The sequence below is a fragment of the Stenotrophomonas sp. 109824_Sma genome (assembly GCF_056480025.1).
Genome location: NZ_CM151078.1, coordinates 4633629 through 4650088 on the forward strand (window position 1 = coordinate 4633629; position 16460 = coordinate 4650088).

General features: G+C 68.7%; 18 protein-coding genes. 6 read left to right on the forward strand and 12 right to left on the reverse strand.

Annotation, left to right across the window (positions count from 1 at the left end):
• Window position 1: 1 nt before the first annotated feature.
• From ACZK1G_RS21720 to ACZK1G_RS21775, 12 genes are all read right to left on the reverse strand, one after another.
• Window positions 2-772: a glycosyltransferase family 2 protein gene (locus ACZK1G_RS21720; RefSeq protein WP_049446995.1), complete on the reverse strand. Its 771-nt coding sequence runs from the start codon at window positions 770-772 to the stop codon at window positions 2-4.
• Window positions 762-2447 (reverse strand): ApeI family dehydratase, encoded by a 1686-nt coding sequence (locus ACZK1G_RS21725; protein ID WP_101766303.1) that lies wholly within the window; start codon window positions 2445-2447, stop codon window positions 762-764. Before ACZK1G_RS21725 ends, ACZK1G_RS21720 begins: the two co-directional genes overlap by 11 nt.
• Complete coding sequence (locus ACZK1G_RS21730; RefSeq protein ID WP_032954654.1) at window positions 2440-2991, reverse strand: COG4648 family protein; 552 nt, start codon at window positions 2989-2991, stop codon at window positions 2440-2442. The genes ACZK1G_RS21725 and ACZK1G_RS21730 overlap by 8 nt, the downstream gene beginning before the upstream one ends.
• A 22-nt stretch (window positions 2992-3013) precedes the next feature.
• Window positions 3014-3271, reverse strand: a complete 258-nt coding sequence (locus ACZK1G_RS21735; protein ID WP_005411609.1) for an acyl carrier protein — start codon at window positions 3269-3271, stop codon at window positions 3014-3016.
• A 17-nt stretch (window positions 3272-3288) separates the two neighbouring features.
• On the reverse strand, window positions 3289-3546 hold the full coding sequence (locus tag ACZK1G_RS21740; protein ID WP_005411610.1) for a phosphopantetheine-binding protein: 258 nt from the start codon (window positions 3544-3546) through the stop codon (window positions 3289-3291).
• On the reverse strand, window positions 3533-4330 hold the full coding sequence (locus ACZK1G_RS21745; RefSeq protein ID WP_101766304.1) for a lysophospholipid acyltransferase family protein: 798 nt from the start codon (window positions 4328-4330) through the stop codon (window positions 3533-3535). The genes ACZK1G_RS21740 and ACZK1G_RS21745 overlap by 14 nt, the downstream gene beginning before the upstream one ends.
• Entirely contained in the window at window positions 4323-5066 is a 744-nt protein-coding gene (locus ACZK1G_RS21750; RefSeq protein WP_101766305.1) for a beta-ketoacyl synthase chain length factor, read from the reverse strand. The genes ACZK1G_RS21745 and ACZK1G_RS21750 overlap by 8 nt, the downstream gene beginning before the upstream one ends.
• Before the next feature lie 217 nt (window positions 5067-5283).
• Complete coding sequence (gene cydB, locus ACZK1G_RS21755) at window positions 5284-6297, reverse strand: cytochrome d ubiquinol oxidase subunit II (protein ID WP_014038939.1); 1014 nt, start codon at window positions 6295-6297, stop codon at window positions 5284-5286.
• 1 nt (window position 6298) lies between these two features.
• Window positions 6299-7696, reverse strand: coding sequence for a cytochrome ubiquinol oxidase subunit I (locus ACZK1G_RS21760; protein ID WP_049446989.1), 1398 nt, complete (start codon window positions 7694-7696; stop codon window positions 6299-6301).
• A gap of 199 nt (window positions 7697-7895) precedes the next feature.
• Window positions 7896-8111, reverse strand: coding sequence for a hypothetical protein (locus ACZK1G_RS21765; RefSeq protein ID WP_049446987.1), 216 nt, complete (start codon window positions 8109-8111; stop codon window positions 7896-7898).
• The gene (locus ACZK1G_RS21770; protein ID WP_049446986.1) at window positions 8108-8761 is read right to left on the reverse strand and encodes an RNA polymerase sigma factor; all 654 of its coding nucleotides are present in this window, start codon (window positions 8759-8761) and stop codon (window positions 8108-8110) included. The genes ACZK1G_RS21765 and ACZK1G_RS21770 overlap by 4 nt, the downstream gene beginning before the upstream one ends.
• A 37-nt stretch (window positions 8762-8798) precedes the next feature.
• Window positions 8799-9128 (reverse strand): hypothetical protein, encoded by a 330-nt coding sequence (locus tag ACZK1G_RS21775; protein WP_005414880.1) that lies wholly within the window; start codon window positions 9126-9128, stop codon window positions 8799-8801.
• 167 nt (window positions 9129-9295) lie between these two features.
• Between ACZK1G_RS21775 and ACZK1G_RS21780 the strand changes: the two genes are divergently transcribed.
• The 6 genes from ACZK1G_RS21780 to hemF are packed head-to-tail and all read left to right on the forward strand — an operon-like array spanning window position 9296 to window position 16434.
• Window positions 9296-11665: a S9 family peptidase gene (locus ACZK1G_RS21780; protein WP_049446983.1), complete on the forward strand. Its 2370-nt coding sequence runs from the start codon at window positions 9296-9298 to the stop codon at window positions 11663-11665.
• Window positions 11662-12081 (forward strand): NUDIX hydrolase, encoded by a 420-nt coding sequence (locus ACZK1G_RS21785; RefSeq protein ID WP_049446981.1) that lies wholly within the window; start codon window positions 11662-11664, stop codon window positions 12079-12081. The genes ACZK1G_RS21780 and ACZK1G_RS21785 overlap by 4 nt, the downstream gene beginning before the upstream one ends.
• Before the next feature lie 30 nt (window positions 12082-12111).
• Window positions 12112-12672: a hypothetical protein gene (locus ACZK1G_RS21790; protein ID WP_101766306.1), complete on the forward strand. Its 561-nt coding sequence runs from the start codon at window positions 12112-12114 to the stop codon at window positions 12670-12672.
• A 35-nt stretch (window positions 12673-12707) separates the two neighbouring features.
• Entirely contained in the window at window positions 12708-13829 is a 1122-nt protein-coding gene (locus ACZK1G_RS21795) for a hypothetical protein (protein ID WP_101766307.1), read from the forward strand.
• 37 nt (window positions 13830-13866) lie between these two features.
• Window positions 13867-15483 carry a hypothetical protein gene (locus ACZK1G_RS21800; RefSeq protein ID WP_101766308.1) on the forward strand — a complete coding sequence of 539 codons (1617 nt, stop codon included), beginning with the start codon at window positions 13867-13869 and terminating at the stop codon, window positions 15481-15483.
• A 54-nt stretch (window positions 15484-15537) separates the two neighbouring features.
• Window positions 15538-16434: an oxygen-dependent coproporphyrinogen oxidase gene (gene hemF / locus ACZK1G_RS21805; protein ID WP_101766309.1), complete on the forward strand. Its 897-nt coding sequence runs from the start codon at window positions 15538-15540 to the stop codon at window positions 16432-16434.
• Window positions 16435-16460: the final 26 nt, after the last annotated feature.

A 16460-nucleotide genomic window follows, 5' to 3' on the forward strand; every position in this document is an offset into this window, starting at 1 on the left:
CTCAGCGCTGCCCCCGCAGGCGGCGCCACAACAGGCGCGGTGCGCGCCAGAGCATGCCGAAGAACAGGCGGGTATGCATGCGGCTGATGCGCACGTTGTCGCGCCACACATCGAAGTGCGACACGCCATCGGATGGATAGGTCACGCGCGTGGCCAGGTGCTCGACCGGCAGCTGCCGCCAGTACAGGCGCACCATCACTTCGGTATCGAAATCCATGCGCCGGCCGATGGTTTCCTCGCCGATCAGGCGCAGTACCGGCGGCAGCGGATACACGCGGAAGCCGCACATGGTGTCGCGCAGGTGCAGCGACAGCGTGTTGATCCAGACCCAGATGTGGGTGGCGTAGCGGCCGTACAGACGCGCCTTCGGCACGCTGGCGTCGTAGGCCGGGATACCGCAGATCACCGCATCCGGATGCACGCGCGCCGCTTCGATGAAGCGTGGCAGATCGCGGGTGTCGTGCTGGCCATCGGCATCGATCTGCAGCACGTGGCTGTAACCACGCGCGGCCGCCTCGGCGAAACCGGCCAGCATCGCCCCGCCCTTGCCCTGGTTGATATCCAGGCGCAGCAGGTCGACGCCCTGGCGCTGTGCCAGCGAACGCAGCACCGCCGCGCAGGAGACCCGCGAACCATCGTCGACCAGCAGGCACGGCAGGCCGGCGGCCTGCACGCCGTCGACCACCGCCGCGATGGCATGCTCGTGGTCGTAGACGGGAATCACCACCAGTGGCGCGAACGCGGCACCGGCAACGGCCGGGTCAGTCCGCATCAGCGAAAACCACCTTGCCGCTGGCATGCACGCCATGGCTGGAGGTGTAGCGGAAAGCCAGCACGTTGCGTGCGGCATCCCAGTCCAGCTGCAGGGTCAGCTCATCGCCCGGGCGGGCCACGTGCTGGAACTTCACTGCGTCCATGCGCAGGAACGCTGCCGGCATCGCAAACGCCTGGCGGCCGAAACGCACCGCCCAGTCCAGCTGCGCCACGCCGGGCAGGATCGCCGCCTGCGGGAAGTGGCCCTGGAACGGCCGCAGCGCCGGGTCCAGGGTCATGCGCAGCGTGGCGCTGACGGCATCGCGGCGGTCCCATGCCGGCACCGGCATCAGCGGTTGGAACAGCGCTGCCAGGGCGGCCTGGGTCACCTTGCCCTGCGCGTTGATCGGCAACGCCTGCACCAGGCGCCAACGACGCGGCCGGGTCACGGCGTCATGCGCATGCGCCAGGCGTGCGCCGAGGCGTTGGCCCAGCGCACGACGCGCGGCGTCGCCCGCGTCCAGCAGCGCCGGATCGGCCGGCACCACCACGGCAGCCAGCTGCTCGCGCTGCCCGGGCAGCACCAGCACGCGCGCGTCATCCACTTCGGCGTCTTCGCGCAGCGCGCGTTCCAGCGCGTCCAGCGACACGCGGCGTTCTTCGATCTTGACGATGCGGTCGGCGCGGCCCAGCAGGCGGAAGCGGCCATCGGCCAGGGCTTCAACGCGGTCCTGGGTACGCCACCAGTCGGTGGTTTCCAGATGCGCCGAGGCCACCGCCAGGCAGCCATCGTCGATCCGCCACTGCACGCCCGGCAACGGCTGCCACGGTGGCAGGTCGGTGTCCCAGCGGCGCCAGGCGATGCCGCCGGTTTCGCTGCTGCCGTAGACCTCGGTCGGGGCCACGCCCAGCCACTGCCGCACCTGCCGCGCCGCGTCTTCCGGCAGCGGGCCACCGGAGGAGAACACCGCGCGCAGGCGGCCATGCAGGCTGGCCCAGTCGAGCTGCCCGGGCAGGCGCTTGAGGTGGGCCGGCGTCGCCACCAGCACTGTATCGGTACCGGCCAGCGCCCCCACCAGGTCTTCGTGGAAGAACCGGCGCGGATGGATCAGGCGACCGGCGGCCAGCGGCCACAGCACGCGGAACAGCAGCCCGTAGATGTGCTGGTGGGACACCGTGCCATGAACCTGCACACCCTCCATCTGCGCACCGAATGCGGCCTGCAGCGCCTCCACCTCGCGCGCCAGCTGGTCCAGGCGCTTGCTGATCGCACTGGGCTCGCCGGTGCTGCCGGAGGTGAACACGCACAGTTCGCAGGCGCGCTCGTCCAGCGCCTGCAGTTCATCGCCCATCGCGGCGTCCTGTGCCACCAGCGGGCGGTAATCGGCGCTGACATCACCCGCGAAACCGCTCACCTGCGGCTGCAGTGCCAGCAGCGTGGCCGGCAGGTTGTCGGCGGCCAGGAACACCCGCTTGCCGGCATGCCAGGCACCGAACAGCGCCGCGGCGAAGGCCACGGCATCATCGAAGTACAGGGCCCAGTCGCGGCCTTCGGCCGCCGCAAAGGCGGCGCGCCAACCCAGCACGCGCTGGCGGAAGCCGGCGTGGTCGATCACCTCGCCGTCGCAGAGGCCGACGCCGCGCTGCGGCCGTGCCTCCAGCAGCAGCCGGTCCAGGGCAATCCACTCAGCCATGCGCGTGTGCCGCCTTCACCCGCCGCCGCACCAGCCACTCACCTGCGAACAACACGCCCATCATTACGTACGCCAACAATCCGTTGTAGAGCATCCAGACCCGGTCCGACGCGTACAGCGCGGTCAGCAGGGCCAGGCTGCCGTTGAGAACGAAAAAGCCGCACCACACCTGGGTGACGCGGCGGGTATAGGCCACCGCGAACGGGGGCAGGTCCGGCTCCTGCAGCCGCGCCAGGCGCTCCACCAGCGGCGGCCCGAAGCGCAGGCTGGTGCCGAACACCGCCAGCATCACCGCGTTGACCAACGCCGGGTACAGCTTCAGCGGCAGGGCCTGGTTGAGCACGGTGGCCAGCACCGCCAGCAGGCCGGTGCCAGCGGCGGCGGCCCACCACAGTGGCTGTCGCGTGCTCAGCGCACGCAGCAGGGCCAGGGTGAACAGCAGCAGCGACAGCCAGCGCGGCTCGAAACGGCCCATTGCCAGGTACACCAGCAGCGGGTAGGCAAGCGAAATCGCTGCCACCACGACGGTACGTGCGCGAGCCATGGCGAAGCCGCCGGCGCTGCGGTCAGGCGGCTGCCTGGTCCGGCAGCAGTCCATGCACGACATCGACGATGTCCTGCACGGTGCGCACGGCCTTGAACGCTTCCGGCTGCAGATTGCGGCCGAGCAGCGGCTTGAGCTGCACGATCAGGTCGACCGCATCGATGCTGTCGATGTCCAGGTCGTCGTACAGGCGGGCCTCGGGGGTGATCCGGGCGGTTTCGATCTCGAAGCTGTCGGTCAGGATGCTGACGATGCGTTCGAACAGTTCATTCTTGGTCATGGCAATTCCTGGCGCCGTTACGACTGGCGGGCGGCGACGAACTCGCCGAGCGCGCGCACGCTGGAGAAATGGCGACGGGTTTCTTCCGAATCGGCCGAGAGGCTGACACCGTACTTCTTCTGCAGCGCCAGGCCCAGCTCCAGCGCGTCGATCGAATCCAGGCCGAGGCCCTCGACGAACAGCGGCGCGGTCGGATCGATGTCCTCCGGCGTGATGTCCTCCAGCGAAAGGGAGGAAATGATCAATTCCTTGATCTCGTGCTCAAGTGCTTGCACGGGGCGGATCTCCAGACAGGTCGAAATAACGAGAAAGGTGCTCGGTGACGCGGCGTGCTGCCAAGGCATCCCCCCTTGGCGAGTCGTCATCGGCCAGGAAGGGCGCGATCGGGATATCTTCGCCGATCTGCAGCCGAACGTGAAAGCGACGTGAGGGGACACGATACCACTTCTGTCCCTTGGTCAACGTGGGCGGGGTGCAGGTGATCCGCACCGGGGTGATGTCCAGCCGGCCGCGGACGGCAATGTTGGCAGCCCCGCGCTGCAGCCGCGGCGGCTGGCCCGGCACGCTGCGGGTGCCCTCCGGGAAGATCACCAGGGTACCGCCGGCATGCACCGCCGCCACGCAGTCGTCGACCAGGCCCGCCCCGTCATCGTTGGCGATGTAGCCGGCCGCCCGCACCGGGCCGCGCATGAACGGGTTGCAGGCCACCGCCCGCTTCACCACGCAATCGGCGTTGGGCAGCAGCGAGATCAGGCAGACCACGTCGATCAGGGTCGGGTGATTGGCCAGAACCAGCAAACCGTCGCGCTGCAGGCGTTCCCCGCCTTCGATCTGGTAGGTCATCACCCCCAGCGCACGCATCAGGCGCAGGTGGCTGGCAAAGGCGACCTGGACCACGCGGCGGGCCCGTCGACGGCGGACCACCGGGTCGCGCATCATCAGCAGCACCGGCATCACCAGCACGCCCAGCAGCAGGCCACCCACGCCAAATGCGGCAAAGCTCAGGCCGGTGCCGAACACCCGCCAGGCATGATCGAGGCGGCGCAGCGCCTCAGCCACGGCGCCCCCAGCGCCAGCGCTGGCCCTGAGCCACGTGCTCCAGCGCCGGCGCGCCGGACAGCAGGAAGCGGTGCAGGTCCAGCGCGTGCGGCAGCGTACCCGGTGCTGTGGCCGCGGCATGCGGCGCCGCCTCCCACTGCAGCGAGAGGGTCGGCCGGCCCGGCGTCGGCGCGGTCAAGCGCCAGCACCAGGCAAAGAACGGGTCCGGTTCGTCGGCGAACGTCGCGTAAATTTCAGGAAGTGGCGATTCATAGACCACCACCCGCACTTCGCGGGCACCATCGACCAACAGCCCGGCCGCCTCCAGGCAGGCGGTCTCGACCGTGGCCTGGCCGGCCGCCAGCGCCAGGTAGTTGCCGCGGTGGCCGCGGGCGATCGAGTACAGCGCCGCGATCGCGTTGTGCACCGACAGGCCGAATCCGGTCGGCGACAGGGGCTGCTCGCCGACCAGCGCCCCCAGCAGATCCATCGATCGGGCCACGTCGCCATGGCGGCTGGCGAACACCAGCGGCACCTGGCTGTCAGCGCCCTGCCCATCCTCGCACCAGCAGGCAGCCTGGATCGCCATCCGGCCCAGCCGCTCGATGCGGCGGCGCTGCATGGCCGGTATCTCGGCCAGCGCCGGCGTGTCTTCGCCCTGTGGCGGATACGGCGCATCGGCCCAGCCCAGCCACTGGCTACGCTCGCTCAGGCCGGGCGCCCAGGCAGCCCAGTCGACGATGGAGAATTCGATCATTTAGCGATGGTGCTTCAACGGGAGAACGATAGGCACGAGCCATTACGGCGACGCGCGGCGGCCCCCCATTCCTGCAGCCGTGCGTCCGTCCAGGACGTCGCCGGCTGCCCCCCTGGCCGCCGGAAAGGAGCGCACGCTAGCACGTCCTGCACGGGGTGTGCAGGTTTCACATTCCCCAACGCGGGACCCGGTACCGGCAGGCCCCGCATTCAATCGATCAGTGGTAACCGGTGTCGGCGTGCACCTTGCCGCGGAACACCCGGTACGACCATGCCGTGTAGCCGAGGATGACCGGCAGCAGAACGACCAGCCCGACCAGGGTGAAGCCCAGCGAGGAGGCCGGCGCGGCGGCCTGCCACAGCGTCATCGACGGCGGCAGCAGGTACGGCCACATGCCCAGCACCAGGCCGAGGAAGCCGAGCACGAACAGGGCCAGGCTGAGCAGGAACGGCGGCAGGTCGCGGCGCGGATGGGTCGCGCTGCGCCACAGCGCGGCAGCCACCGCCAAAGTCAGCAGCGGCACCGGCGACAGCCACCAGAAGTTGCCGTCGCTGAACCAGCGGTCCATCAACCGCGAATCGAGGAACGGCAGCCAGCTGCTCACAAGGCCCATCGCCGCGATCACCGCCACCACCAGCGGCCGCGTCATCTGCCGCGCCAGCGCCTGCACGCGCCCTTCCGTCTTCAGGATCAGCCAGGTGCTGCCCAGCAGCGCATAGCCGGCCACCAGCGCGGCACCGGTCAGCATCGCGAACGGGCTGAACCAGGCGAACGCACCGCCCTGGTAGGTACCGTCCACCAGCGGGATGCCTTGCACCAGCGTGCCCAGGATCACGCCCTGGGCGAAAGTCGCCAGCAACGAACCGAGCCCGAACGCCACGCTCCACAGCCGGCGCGACCGATGTGCCTTGAAGCGGAACTCGAACGCCACGCCGCGGAACACCAGCGCCACCACCAGCAGCAGCACCGGCAGGTACAGCGCCGACAGCAGCACCGCATAGGCCTTGGGGAAGGCCGCCAGCAGGCCGGCGCCACCGAGCACCAGCCAGGTCTCGTTGCCGTCCCAGATCGGCGCGGCGGTGTTCATCATCAAGTCCAGCTGTTGCTCGTCCTCGGCGAACGGGGCAAGGATGCCGATGCCGAGCACGAAGCCGTCCAGCACCACGTACATCAGCACGCCGAAGCCGATCACCGCGAACCACGCCACCGGCAGCCAGGTCATCAGGTCCATGTCAGCGGTCCTCCAGCGGTTCGTCGGCCGCCGACAGCGGGCGTGCCGGAGTGTGGCTGCCATGGTCCAGCGACGGCCCCTCGGCATACGGCTGCGGCCCGTGGCGCAGGATCTTCACCAGGTACCAGATGCCCCAGCCGAACACGAAGGCGTAGCCGACCACGTAGACGCCCAGCGACAGTGCGGTCATCCACGCGCTCTGCGGGCCGACCGCATCGGCGGTGCGCAGCACGCCGTACACCACCCACGGCTGGCGCCCCATCTCGGTGACGAACCACCCCGACAGCAGCGCGATGAAGCCACTCGGCAGCATCCAGTTCCAGCCCCGCAGCAGCCACGGTGAATCCAGCAGCCTCCTGCGCCACAGCTGGAAGGCCGAGACCCAGGCCAGCAACAGCATCAGCGTGCCCAGCCCGACCATGATGCGGAAGGCGAAGAACACCGGCGTCACCGGCGGCCGTTCGCTGGCCGGTACCGAGGTGAGCGGATCGAAGGTGCCATCCAGCGAGTGGGTGAGGATCACGCTGCCCAGCTTCGGGATGGCCACTTCGAAATCGTTGCGCTCTTCCTTTTCATTGGGCAGTGCGAACACCACCAGCGGCACGCCCTCGCCTTCCCTGGTTGCATGCCAGTGCGCTTCCATCGCCGCGATCTTCATCGGCTGGTGCTTGAGCGTGTTCAGGCCATGCATGTCGCCGACGAAGATCTGCACCGGCACGGTCAGTGCGGCGAACGCCACCGCCGCGACCAACATGCGTCGGCCCGCTTCCACATGCGTACCCTTGCGCAGGTACCACGCGCCCACGCCACCAATCACGAAACAGGTGGTGATGAACGAGCCCAGCGCCATGTGCGCCAGGCGGTACGGGAACGAGGGATTGAACACCACCTGCCACCAGTCCACCGGATGCACGATGCCGTTGACCATCTCGTAGCCGGCCGGCGTATGCAGCCAGCTGTTCGACGACAGGATCCAGAACGTGGAGAACAGCGTGCCCAGCGCCACCATGCAGGTGGACAGGAAATGCAGGCGCGGCGAAACCCGGCCCCAGCCGAACATCATCACGCCGAGGAAGCTGGCTTCGAGGAAGAACGCGGTCAGCACTTCATAGGTCAGCAGCGGGCCGATGACCGTGCCGGCCACCTCGCTCAGCCGCGGCCAGTTGGTGCCGAACTGGAAGGCCATGACGATGCCGCTGACCACGCCCATACCGAACGACACGGCGAAGATCTTCTGCCAGAAGAAATACAGCTCGCGCCACACGGGCAACTTCGTGCGCAGCCAGCGCCATTCGATGAAGGCCAGCCAGCTGGCCGTGCCAATGGTGAAGGCGGGGAACAGCACGTGGAAACTGATGACGAATCCGAACTGGATCCGGGACAACAACAACGCGTCCAAGGGACGCCTCCTGCCTGCGACCGGTGGGATACCGGACCACTTTAGGAGGATTTCGTTAAGATGGGATGCGACCGGGTGACGCGCTGCTTCACTTTGTCGCAGGGGTCAGCCGTTCTGGTAGCTGCCAACCTGGGTTGGCACACACGCCCAGACGCCGACCAAGGTCAGCATCGACCAGGCCCCCCCCCCGGAGGGCGCCTCAGTGCCAGAAATACCAGGCCGCGGCAGCCAGCAGCGCGCCAAACAACAGCACCTGCACCACCACATAGCCCACGCCACCGTCGCGCGACTCAGCGGCAATGCGCTTCTGCAGCGCCTCGCTTACATCCAGCGTGTCTTCGTGCCGTGCCTGTTCACGCAGCGCCTGTGCCAGCGCGCGCTTTTCCGCATCGCGAGGGTCGGTCGGTGGGTTCACAGCAGCTCTCCGGCGGTGGCATGCCGCGTCAGTTCCTGCTTCAGGACCTGGCGCGCGCGGTGCAGGTGGCTCTTGATGGTACCGCGTGCCAGCCCGGTCACCTGTTCGATCTCGGCCAGGTCGAAATCCTCCAGGTAATGCAGGCCGACGATCAGGCGCTGCGGTGCGCTCAGTCGCTCCAGCGCCGCGCCGAGCTGGCGCCCGGCCTGCAGCGCCTCGCTCAACTCGGCGGGCCCGGGGCCTTCATCGCCGATCCCCAGCTCCTCCGGCACCTCCACCGCCACCATCCATTGCGCCTCCAGCCGCCGCCGGCGCAGGTGCTGCAGCGCGGTGGTGTAGGCCACCCGGGAAACCCAGGTGCGCAGCGAGGATTCGAAGCGGAACCGGTGCAGCTGGCGGAACACGGCCAGGAAGGTCTCCTGCAGCAGGTCGGCGACCTGGTCGCGGTCGCCGACCATGCGTCCGATCACATGCGCGCAGGTGCGCTGGTGGGTCTCCACTAGCCGCGAAAACGCCGCCTGCGAACCATCGATGATGGCCCGCACCAGGGCCTGGTCCGCGTCCAGCGGCTCGGCGGGCGGTGCCGCCGCTGATGCATCGTGGCGGCGACGGCCCCGCAGTGCCGACAATGCTTCGCCGAGCAGGCTCATCTGCGGGGCGCCCCCTGTGCCCGTGGCATGCGCCGGCTCAGCCCTTGCGTGCGGCGGGGCGGGTGAAGTGCCAGGCCAGCAGCTGGCCCAGGCCAGCACTGCCGACCAGCGCGGCGGCGGCGCCGAAGGTCAGGTCACGGGCACCGATGGCTTCCAGCAGGGCCATGGCCAGGGCCAGGCAGACCAGGCTGATGCCCCAGCGCAGCGCGCCCTGGCGGCGGCGCTCTTCTTCCAGCACCGCCAGCGAGCGGATCACTTCCTCCGGCACGTGCGGGGCCACCAGCTTGCTGCGCGCGCGCGCATCGGCAATGGCGTGGATCGCGTAGGCGATGCAGATGAAGAGGGTGATCGGGATCAGTTCCTGCATGGTCGGGCTCCTGTTCGGTGGATGATGCGGGTTCAGGAGAATGGATGCGCGACCACGGCAACCGGTTGCAGCATTTTGCCGATTCCGCTGCCATGACCTGTGGCCCCTGCCCCGGGTCCTTGCGGCTGCTACGCTTGCCCGGTTTCCTCTTCTGGTGCCGTCCGCCCATGTCCCGAGTGCTGCCCCTGTCCCTCCTGCTGTCGGCCGTGCTGGCCGCACCGGCTGCGCATGCCGCGCCGACGCCGATCACCATCGAACAGGCCATGGCCGACCCGGACTGGATCGGTCCGCCGGTCGAGAAGGCCTGGTGGTCGTGGAACAGCCAGCAGGTGGAATACCAGCTCAAGCGCAACGGCAGCCCGGTGCGCGATACCTTCCGCCAGCCGGTTGCCGGTGGCGTGGCCGCACAGGTGGCCGATGACCAGCGCGGCACCCTGGACGTGGCCGAGCCGGTCTACGACCGCAGCCGCAGCCGCAGCGCCTTCGTCCGCAATGGCGACGTGTTCGTGCGCGACCTGCGCAGCGGCGCGCTGACCCAGCTGACCCGCAGCAACGAGCGCGCGGGCAACGTGAACTTCGCCGCCGACAACGGCGTGATCTGGCGCGTCGGCCAGAACTGGTTCCACTGGACCGCCGCCAGCGGCGTGCAGCAGGTGGCCAGCCTGAAGGCCGAGAAGGATCCGCGCACGGCGCCGAAGGCCGACGTGCTGCGCGACCAGCAGCTGCGCACGCTGGAAACCCTGCGCCGCGACCGCGACCAGCGCGAGGCACTGAAGGACCAGGACCAGCGCTGGCGCCAGGCCGACCCGACCCGCGCACCGGGCCCGGTGTACCTGGGCGCCGACGTCGAGATCGGTGACAGCGTGCTGTCGCCGGACCTGACCCACCTGATCGTGGTGACCAAGCCGAAGGACTTCGACGACGGCCGCACCAGCAAGATGCCGCTGTACGTGACCGAATCGGGTTACGAGGAAACCGAGGACACCCGCACCCGCGTCGGCCGCAACGGCTTCGAACCGCACACCCTGTGGTACGTGGACGTGCGCACCGGCAAGGCCGAGAAGATCTCGCTGTCCGGCTTGCCGGGCATCAGCACCGACCCGCTGGCCGAGCTGCGCCGCAAGGCCGGCAAGGATGCGCTGAAGGGCGAGCGCAGCGTGCAGGTGATGAGCGACTTCATGGGCGGCGGCATCCGCTGGAGCGCCGACGGCCAGCAGGCCGCGGTGATGCTGCGTGCCAACGACAACAAGGACCGCTGGATCATCAGCGTCAACGCCGCCGACGGCCGCGTGCAGAACCGCCACCGCCTGACCGACAACGCCTGGATCAACTGGGGCTTCAACGATTTCGGCTGGATGGCCGATGGCCGCACGCTGTGGCTGCTGTCCGAGGAATCGGGCTTCTCGCACCTGTACACCCAGGCCGGCACCGCCAAGCCGCAGGCGCTGACCAGCGGCAAATGGGAAACCTCGGCGCCGGTGCCGTCGGCCGATGGCAAGGGCTTCTACTTCCTGTGCAACCAGCAGGCGCCGCATGACTACGAAGTCTGCGCGGTCGACACCGGCAACCGCCAGGTGCGCGAGCTGACCAGCCTCAACGGCGTGGAAGACTTCTCGCTGTCGCCGGACGGCCAGCAGCTGCTGGTGCGCTACTCCGGTGCCTACCTGCCGCCGCAGCTGGCGGTGCTGCCCAGCACCGGTGGCCAGGCACGCGTGCTGACCGATACCCGCACCGCCGATTACAAGGCGCGTGAGTGGATCCAGCCGAAGCTGGTGGCAGTGCCGTCCAAGCATGGCGCCGGCGTGGTCTGGGCCAAGTACTACGAACCGGAAAACAAGGAACCGGGCAGGAAGTACCCGATCGTGATGTTCGTGCACGGCGCCGGCTACCTGCAGAACGTGCACCAGCGCTACCCGGCCTATTTCCGCGAGCAGATGTTCCACAACCTGCTGGTGGAGAAGGGCTACATCGTGCTGGACATGGACTACCGCGGCAGCGAGGGCTACGGCCGCGACTGGCGCACGGCCATCTACCGCAACATGGGCCACCCGGAACTGGAAGACTACAAGGATGGCCTGGACTGGCTGGTCGACACCCAGCAGGGCGACCGTGACCACGCCGGCATCTACGGCGGTTCCTACGGCGGCTTCATGACCTTCATGGCGCTGTTCCGTGCACCGGGCACGTTCAAGGCCGGCGCCGCGCTGCGCCCGGTGGTCGACTGGCACAACTACAACCACGGCTACACCAGCAACATCCTCAACACCCCGGACATCGATCCGGAGGCGTACCGCGTGTCCTCGCCGATCGAGTACGCGCAGAACCTGCAGGACAACCTGCTGATCGCCCACGGCATGATGGATGACAACGTGTTCTTCCAGGACTCGGTGCACCTCACCCAGCGCCTGATCGAACTGCACAAGGACAACTGGTCGATCGCACCGTACCCGCTGGAGCGCCACGGCTACGTCCGCGCTGATTCCTGGCTGGACCAGTACAAGCGCATCCTCAAGCTGTTCGAGCAGAACCTGAAGTGAGCAACGCCGCGGCCACGATACGGATCGTGGCCGCGGTCATCCTGGATGACCGCGGCCGGGCGCTGCTGGTGCGCAAGCACGGCGCCCGCCGCTTCATCCAGCCCGGTGGCAAGCCCGAACCCGGCGAAGCACCGCTGCAGGCACTGGCCCGTGAGCTGGACGAGGAACTGGGCGTGCAGCTGCGCATCGCTTCGGCCATCGCGCTGGGTACATTCGAGGACTGGGCAGTGAATGAGCCCGGCCACCGCGTGCAGGCGCAGGCCTGGTGGGTGCAGGTGGACGGCAGGCCACAGGCACGCGCCGAGATCGCCGAACTGGCCTGGGTTCCACTGCAACCGCCGCATGGCCTGCCCTTGGCACCCTTGAGCGAACACCATATCCTGCCGGCGGTCGCCACCCGGGTGACGGCCCGCTGAGCAGGCGGGCGCCGACTGCAAGGACATCGGATGTCAGTGCCGCTCCCGCCGCTTCCCACGCCCGCCGCTCCCGCCACTCATGCCTGGGTGCGGCCGATGGCGCAGGCTTCGTTCTGGCTGTGCCTGCTGCTGACGCTCTACTTCGTGCTGCAGGCACTGCTGTTGTGGCCACTGCACGGCACCGCGCTGTGGCAGTCACTGGCCGGAATGGCGCAGGCCCACCGGATGCACAGCGTCACCTGGCTGCTGGCCCACCCGGTGGCCGCCTCGATGATCACCGCACTGGTCTGCCTGGTCTCGACCGCAGCCAGCTGGGGCCTGCTGCGCGAACGCCGCTGGGGCCTGTGGAGCTTCGTGGCGCTGTTGTTGCTGGGTGCCCTGGCCAACTTCGCGATCGCCTGGTGGCTGGATGCCTGCATGCGCGATCTCATCGCGCTGCTGGCCGATGACCCGGCCCTGCAGCAGGAGCTGCAGCCACGGCGCTGGATGGTCACCTTCATCGTGGTCGGCACCTCCATCCTGTTCCTCGGCCTGCAGGGCTGGCTGGCCTGGCGCCTGCTGCGGCCGGACATCCGCTCCCGCTTCCAGTGAGCCCTATCCGATTCCCGCTCGACAAGGACCGTCGCATGCGCTTGCTGACTCTTTTCCCTGCCCTGTTGCTGTTCGCCGCGCTGCCTGCCAGCGCCGATGCCCTGCAATGCGGCGAATACCGCAGTGTCGACGACGGCATGGCCCTCGTGTTCACCACCCACAGCAGCGGCTACCGCCACAACGGCATCGGTGAGCCGGAGCCGCTGTGGGTTGATCGCAGTGCGGCGCAGACCCGCCTGGTCATGCTCGACGATGGCGTGGCGGAGCCGATCCGGATCAGCGCCGATGGGCGGCGCATCGAGGACGACGCGCTCGTGGTCTATACCCTGCGCCAGCCAAGGGCCTGCGCTGCCGAACCCAGCGCTGTGGCCGGCAGCTGCCGCGCTGCTGGCAGCTACTGCATGGTGCAGCTGCCAACGGCCTCGCCCGGCCAGGCCCGGCGCGCCTGCGACGAGGGTGTGGGCGCCGGTTGCTCGGCGCTGCTGCAGCAGAGGATCGAAAGCAACACCGCGGCAGCGACCAATGGCGCCGGCAGTGCGCGCTTCGAGCGCCCGCCAGCCTGCCGCGAGCACGCCCCCACCCACGATCCTCAGGCCTGCGAAGCGCTGACCGACGATGATCTGGCTGCCGCCATGCGACGGGTTGATCAGCGCCTGGAACGGACCGAGAAGGCACCGGAGGGACCGCCGTTGCCCCTGGCGGCACTGCAACAGCTGCAGCAGCTTTGCCTGCAACACCGTGGTGGCCGCTTCTGCGTCGAAGTGGCCGCGCAGCAGCTGATCGCGCTGCAGCCCGCATTGGCGGTGCAGGCCCTGCAGGTCACCTGCGATGGCGGCCGCGTCAGTGCCTGCGAACGTACCGCGCCGCTGCGTGAACTCGGCGCCGATCTGCGCCTGGTGCCGCTGCAGCAGGTGCCGTGTGGCCGCTACCAGGCCGACGGCGGCCAGTTCGACAGGTTCGACTTCGGCGATGGCACGCAGGCCCGCCTGCACGAAGGCGCCGTCCAGCTGCAGCAGAACGGCGAAACGTTCGTACTGCGCCAGCTCGGCAACGGCGACCTGCTCGGCATGGACATCCAGACCGCCTACCAGCGTTACCAGCCCGTGCCAGGCACGGCACACTGCACGCCCCCGCGCGAGGGCCATGGTTCGCCGTAGCGCCGGGAGTTTCCCGTTCGATCGTCAAGGAGACGACATGCATTCACCCGCACCGCGCCGCCGCTGGCTGGCCTGGGCCTTGCTGCTGGCCGCGCCGACGGCCGTCGCACAGTCACCGCAATGCGGCCTGTTCAAGGCCGACGAAGGCAGCGGCACGCTGCGCATCAGCTCACCCAACCGCGGCGAGCAGAAGCACTTCGGCAGTGCGCCGTCTCCGGTCGTGTTCCAGCAGATCGATGGAACGCTGCAACTGGTGAACCTGGAGTACGGCCTGCCCAGTGCCCTGCAGGTGCGCGATCGTGGCCGCACGGTCGAGGTGGATGGCACGGTCTACCTCCTGCAGACCCCCGCACAGTGCGCCGCAGCGGCCATACCGGCTGAAGGCAGCTGCCTGGCTGATGCGGCGGCGTGCCTGGACAACCGTCGCGAAGCGACCCCGACCGCGTTGGAAGCAGGGTGCCGGGAAGGCGTGCCTGGCATGTGCCTGCAACTGGCTGATCGTTGGCATGAGGAGGCCAAACCCACGGTCGAGGCCGATCCGTCTCTGGCAAAGGCAGCGCTCGACGCCGCCCTGTCCGGCATCAAACTCCCCGCCGCCTGCAACAACGGCGGCTTCGAACAGGGAACCCCGGCGTGTGCCGCCGCACTCGAGGCCGACCCGGCAGTGCAGGAGCAGCTGGTCAAGGCCGCGATGACGGCAGCCATGACCGAAGCCATGGTGACGATGACGGCGCCGACCGTGCCGGTGATCATTCCGGTCGAGCGGCGGCAACAGTTGTTGCGGCTGTGCCGCGAGGTACCGCATGGCGGCTTCTGCACCCGCGTAGCTGAGCTGTCCTGGGAGGCGGGAGATCCCCTGCAGGCAGTGCAAGCGCTGGCTGCGGCCTGCACACCTGGCAATGACACCGCCACCTGCGAACGCCTGCCGGCGTTGCAGGCGGTGGGCGCATCGTTGCAGCCGCAACCGGCAACGGCCTTGCCCTGCGGCAACTACCGGGCAGACGGCGGCCTGATGGACACGCTGGACTTCGGCGATGCCGGCCTGGTTGGCGTTGGCTGGAGCAGCCATCTTCGCGCGCGTGTCGAAGATGGCGACATCCGCATCCATCACGACAGGGACGGTGACTTCGTGCTGCGCCCGCTGCCGGGCGGGCAGTTGCTGGGGCTGGATAACTGGACCCGCTTCCAGGTGTTCCGTCCCACCGGCGAGGGCCCGACCCGCTGCAGTGCACCGAAGCAGTTCAAGGTGCTGCCACTGCCGCAGGATTGCCCGCTGGCACTGGCCAACGAGGGCGGTGCCGAAGCCTGCTGTGCCCAGGGCAAGCTGCAGGGCTGCAACATTCTCGGCAACCGCCTTGCGCTGTCCGGGAACTGGCTGCAGGCCGCCGAGCACTACACCACGGTCTGCCGCGCTGGCGTCCGCGAGGGCTGCGAGAACCTGGTCACCGCTCAGGGCAACGGTGCGGATGTTGACGCACGGGCAACCCTGGAGCAGCTGTGCAAGGCCGACCGCAGCGGCCTGCATGTGGCCTGCGACGTGCTCGGAACCCAGAACTGGGAGCTGATCACGCTGGGTGGTGCCCTGCAGAAGGCGGTTGACGAGGCGGCCGTGGACGACGCTCCGGCGCCGCGCAATTCCAACCGCAAGCGCTGAGCCCGCCAGGGCCTGTCCGCTGCGTCGGGCGGGCCCTGCGGTAAAGTACGCGCCATGAACGAATTCGAGCGCGTGCGCGCCTACCTCACCGACCTGCAGGACCGCATCTGTGCGGCGATCGAGGCCGTCGATGGCCAGGCCCGCTTCCAGGAAGACCTGTGGCAGCGTGCCGAGGGCGGTGGCGGGCGTACCCGCGTGCTGCGCGATGGCGCAGTGTTCGAGCAGGCCGGCATCGGCTTCTCCGACGTGGCCGGCAGCCGCCTGCCGCCGTCGGCCTCGGCCAACCGCCCGGAACTGGCCGGCGCCTCCTGGCGTGCTACCGGCGTGTCGCTGGTGTTCCACCCACTCAACCCCTATGTGCCGACCACCCATGCCAACGTGCGCTTCTTCCAGGCGCAGCGCGACGGCGAAGTGGTGGCCAGCTGGTTCGGTGGTGGCTTCGACCTGACCCCGTTCTATCCGTTCGACGAAGACGTGCAGCACTGGCACCGGGTCGCACGCGACCTGTGCACACCGTTTGGCGACGAACGCTATGCCGCGCACAAGCGCTGGTGCGATGAGTATTTCTTCCTGCGCCATCGCAATGAAACGCGCGGCGTAGGCGGCCTGTTCTTCGACGACCTGCATGGCGACTTCGAGCGCGATTTCGAATACCTGCGCGCGGTTGGCGATGGCTTCCTCGACGCCTACCTGCCGATCGTGCAGCAGCGCAAGGACACCGCCCATGGCGAGCGCGAACGCGAGTTCCAGCTGTACCGTCGTGGCCGCTATGTGGAGTTCAACCTGGTCTATGACCGCGGCACGCTGTTCGGTCTGCAGAGCGGTGGCCGCAGCGAAAGCATCCTGATGAGCCTGCCGCCACGGGTGCGTTGGGAGTACGGCTTCAGCCCGGAGGCCGGCAGCGCCGAGGCGCGCCTGGCCGACTACCTGGTGCCGCGCGACTGGCTCTGATCTTCCGACGCCACGCCTGACGCGTG

Coding starts and splice junctions, on each gene's coding strand:
- ACZK1G_RS21725 (WP_101766303.1), bottom strand. CDS start 2,447: ATGGCTGAGTGGATTGCCCTGGACCGGCTGCTGCTGGAGGCACGGCCG.
- ACZK1G_RS21780 (WP_049446983.1), top strand. CDS start 9,296: ATGTCCCGAGTGCTGCCCCTGTCCCTCCTGCTGTCGGCCGTGCTGGCC.
- ACZK1G_RS21775 (WP_005414880.1), bottom strand. CDS start 9,128: ATGCAGGAACTGATCCCGATCACCCTCTTCATCTGCATCGCCTACGCG.
- ACZK1G_RS21795 (WP_101766307.1), top strand. CDS start 12,708: ATGCGCTTGCTGACTCTTTTCCCTGCCCTGTTGCTGTTCGCCGCGCTG.
- ACZK1G_RS21750 (WP_101766305.1), bottom strand. CDS start 5,066: ATGATCGAATTCTCCATCGTCGACTGGGCTGCCTGGGCGCCCGGCCTG.
- ACZK1G_RS21735 (WP_005411609.1), bottom strand. CDS start 3,271: ATGACCAAGAATGAACTGTTCGAACGCATCGTCAGCATCCTGACCGAC.
- ACZK1G_RS21720 (WP_049446995.1), bottom strand. CDS start 772: ATGCGGACTGACCCGGCCGTTGCCGGTGCCGCGTTCGCGCCACTGGTG.
- ACZK1G_RS21730 (WP_032954654.1), bottom strand. CDS start 2,991: ATGGCTCGCGCACGTACCGTCGTGGTGGCAGCGATTTCGCTTGCCTAC.
- hemF (WP_101766309.1), top strand. CDS start 15,538: ATGAACGAATTCGAGCGCGTGCGCGCCTACCTCACCGACCTGCAGGAC.
- ACZK1G_RS21770 (WP_049446986.1), bottom strand. CDS start 8,761: ATGAGCCTGCTCGGCGAAGCATTGTCGGCACTGCGGGGCCGTCGCCGC.
- ACZK1G_RS21800 (WP_101766308.1), top strand. CDS start 13,867: ATGCATTCACCCGCACCGCGCCGCCGCTGGCTGGCCTGGGCCTTGCTG.
- cydB (WP_014038939.1), bottom strand. CDS start 6,297: ATGGACCTGATGACCTGGCTGCCGGTGGCGTGGTTCGCGGTGATCGGC.
- ACZK1G_RS21790 (WP_101766306.1), top strand. CDS start 12,112: ATGTCAGTGCCGCTCCCGCCGCTTCCCACGCCCGCCGCTCCCGCCACT.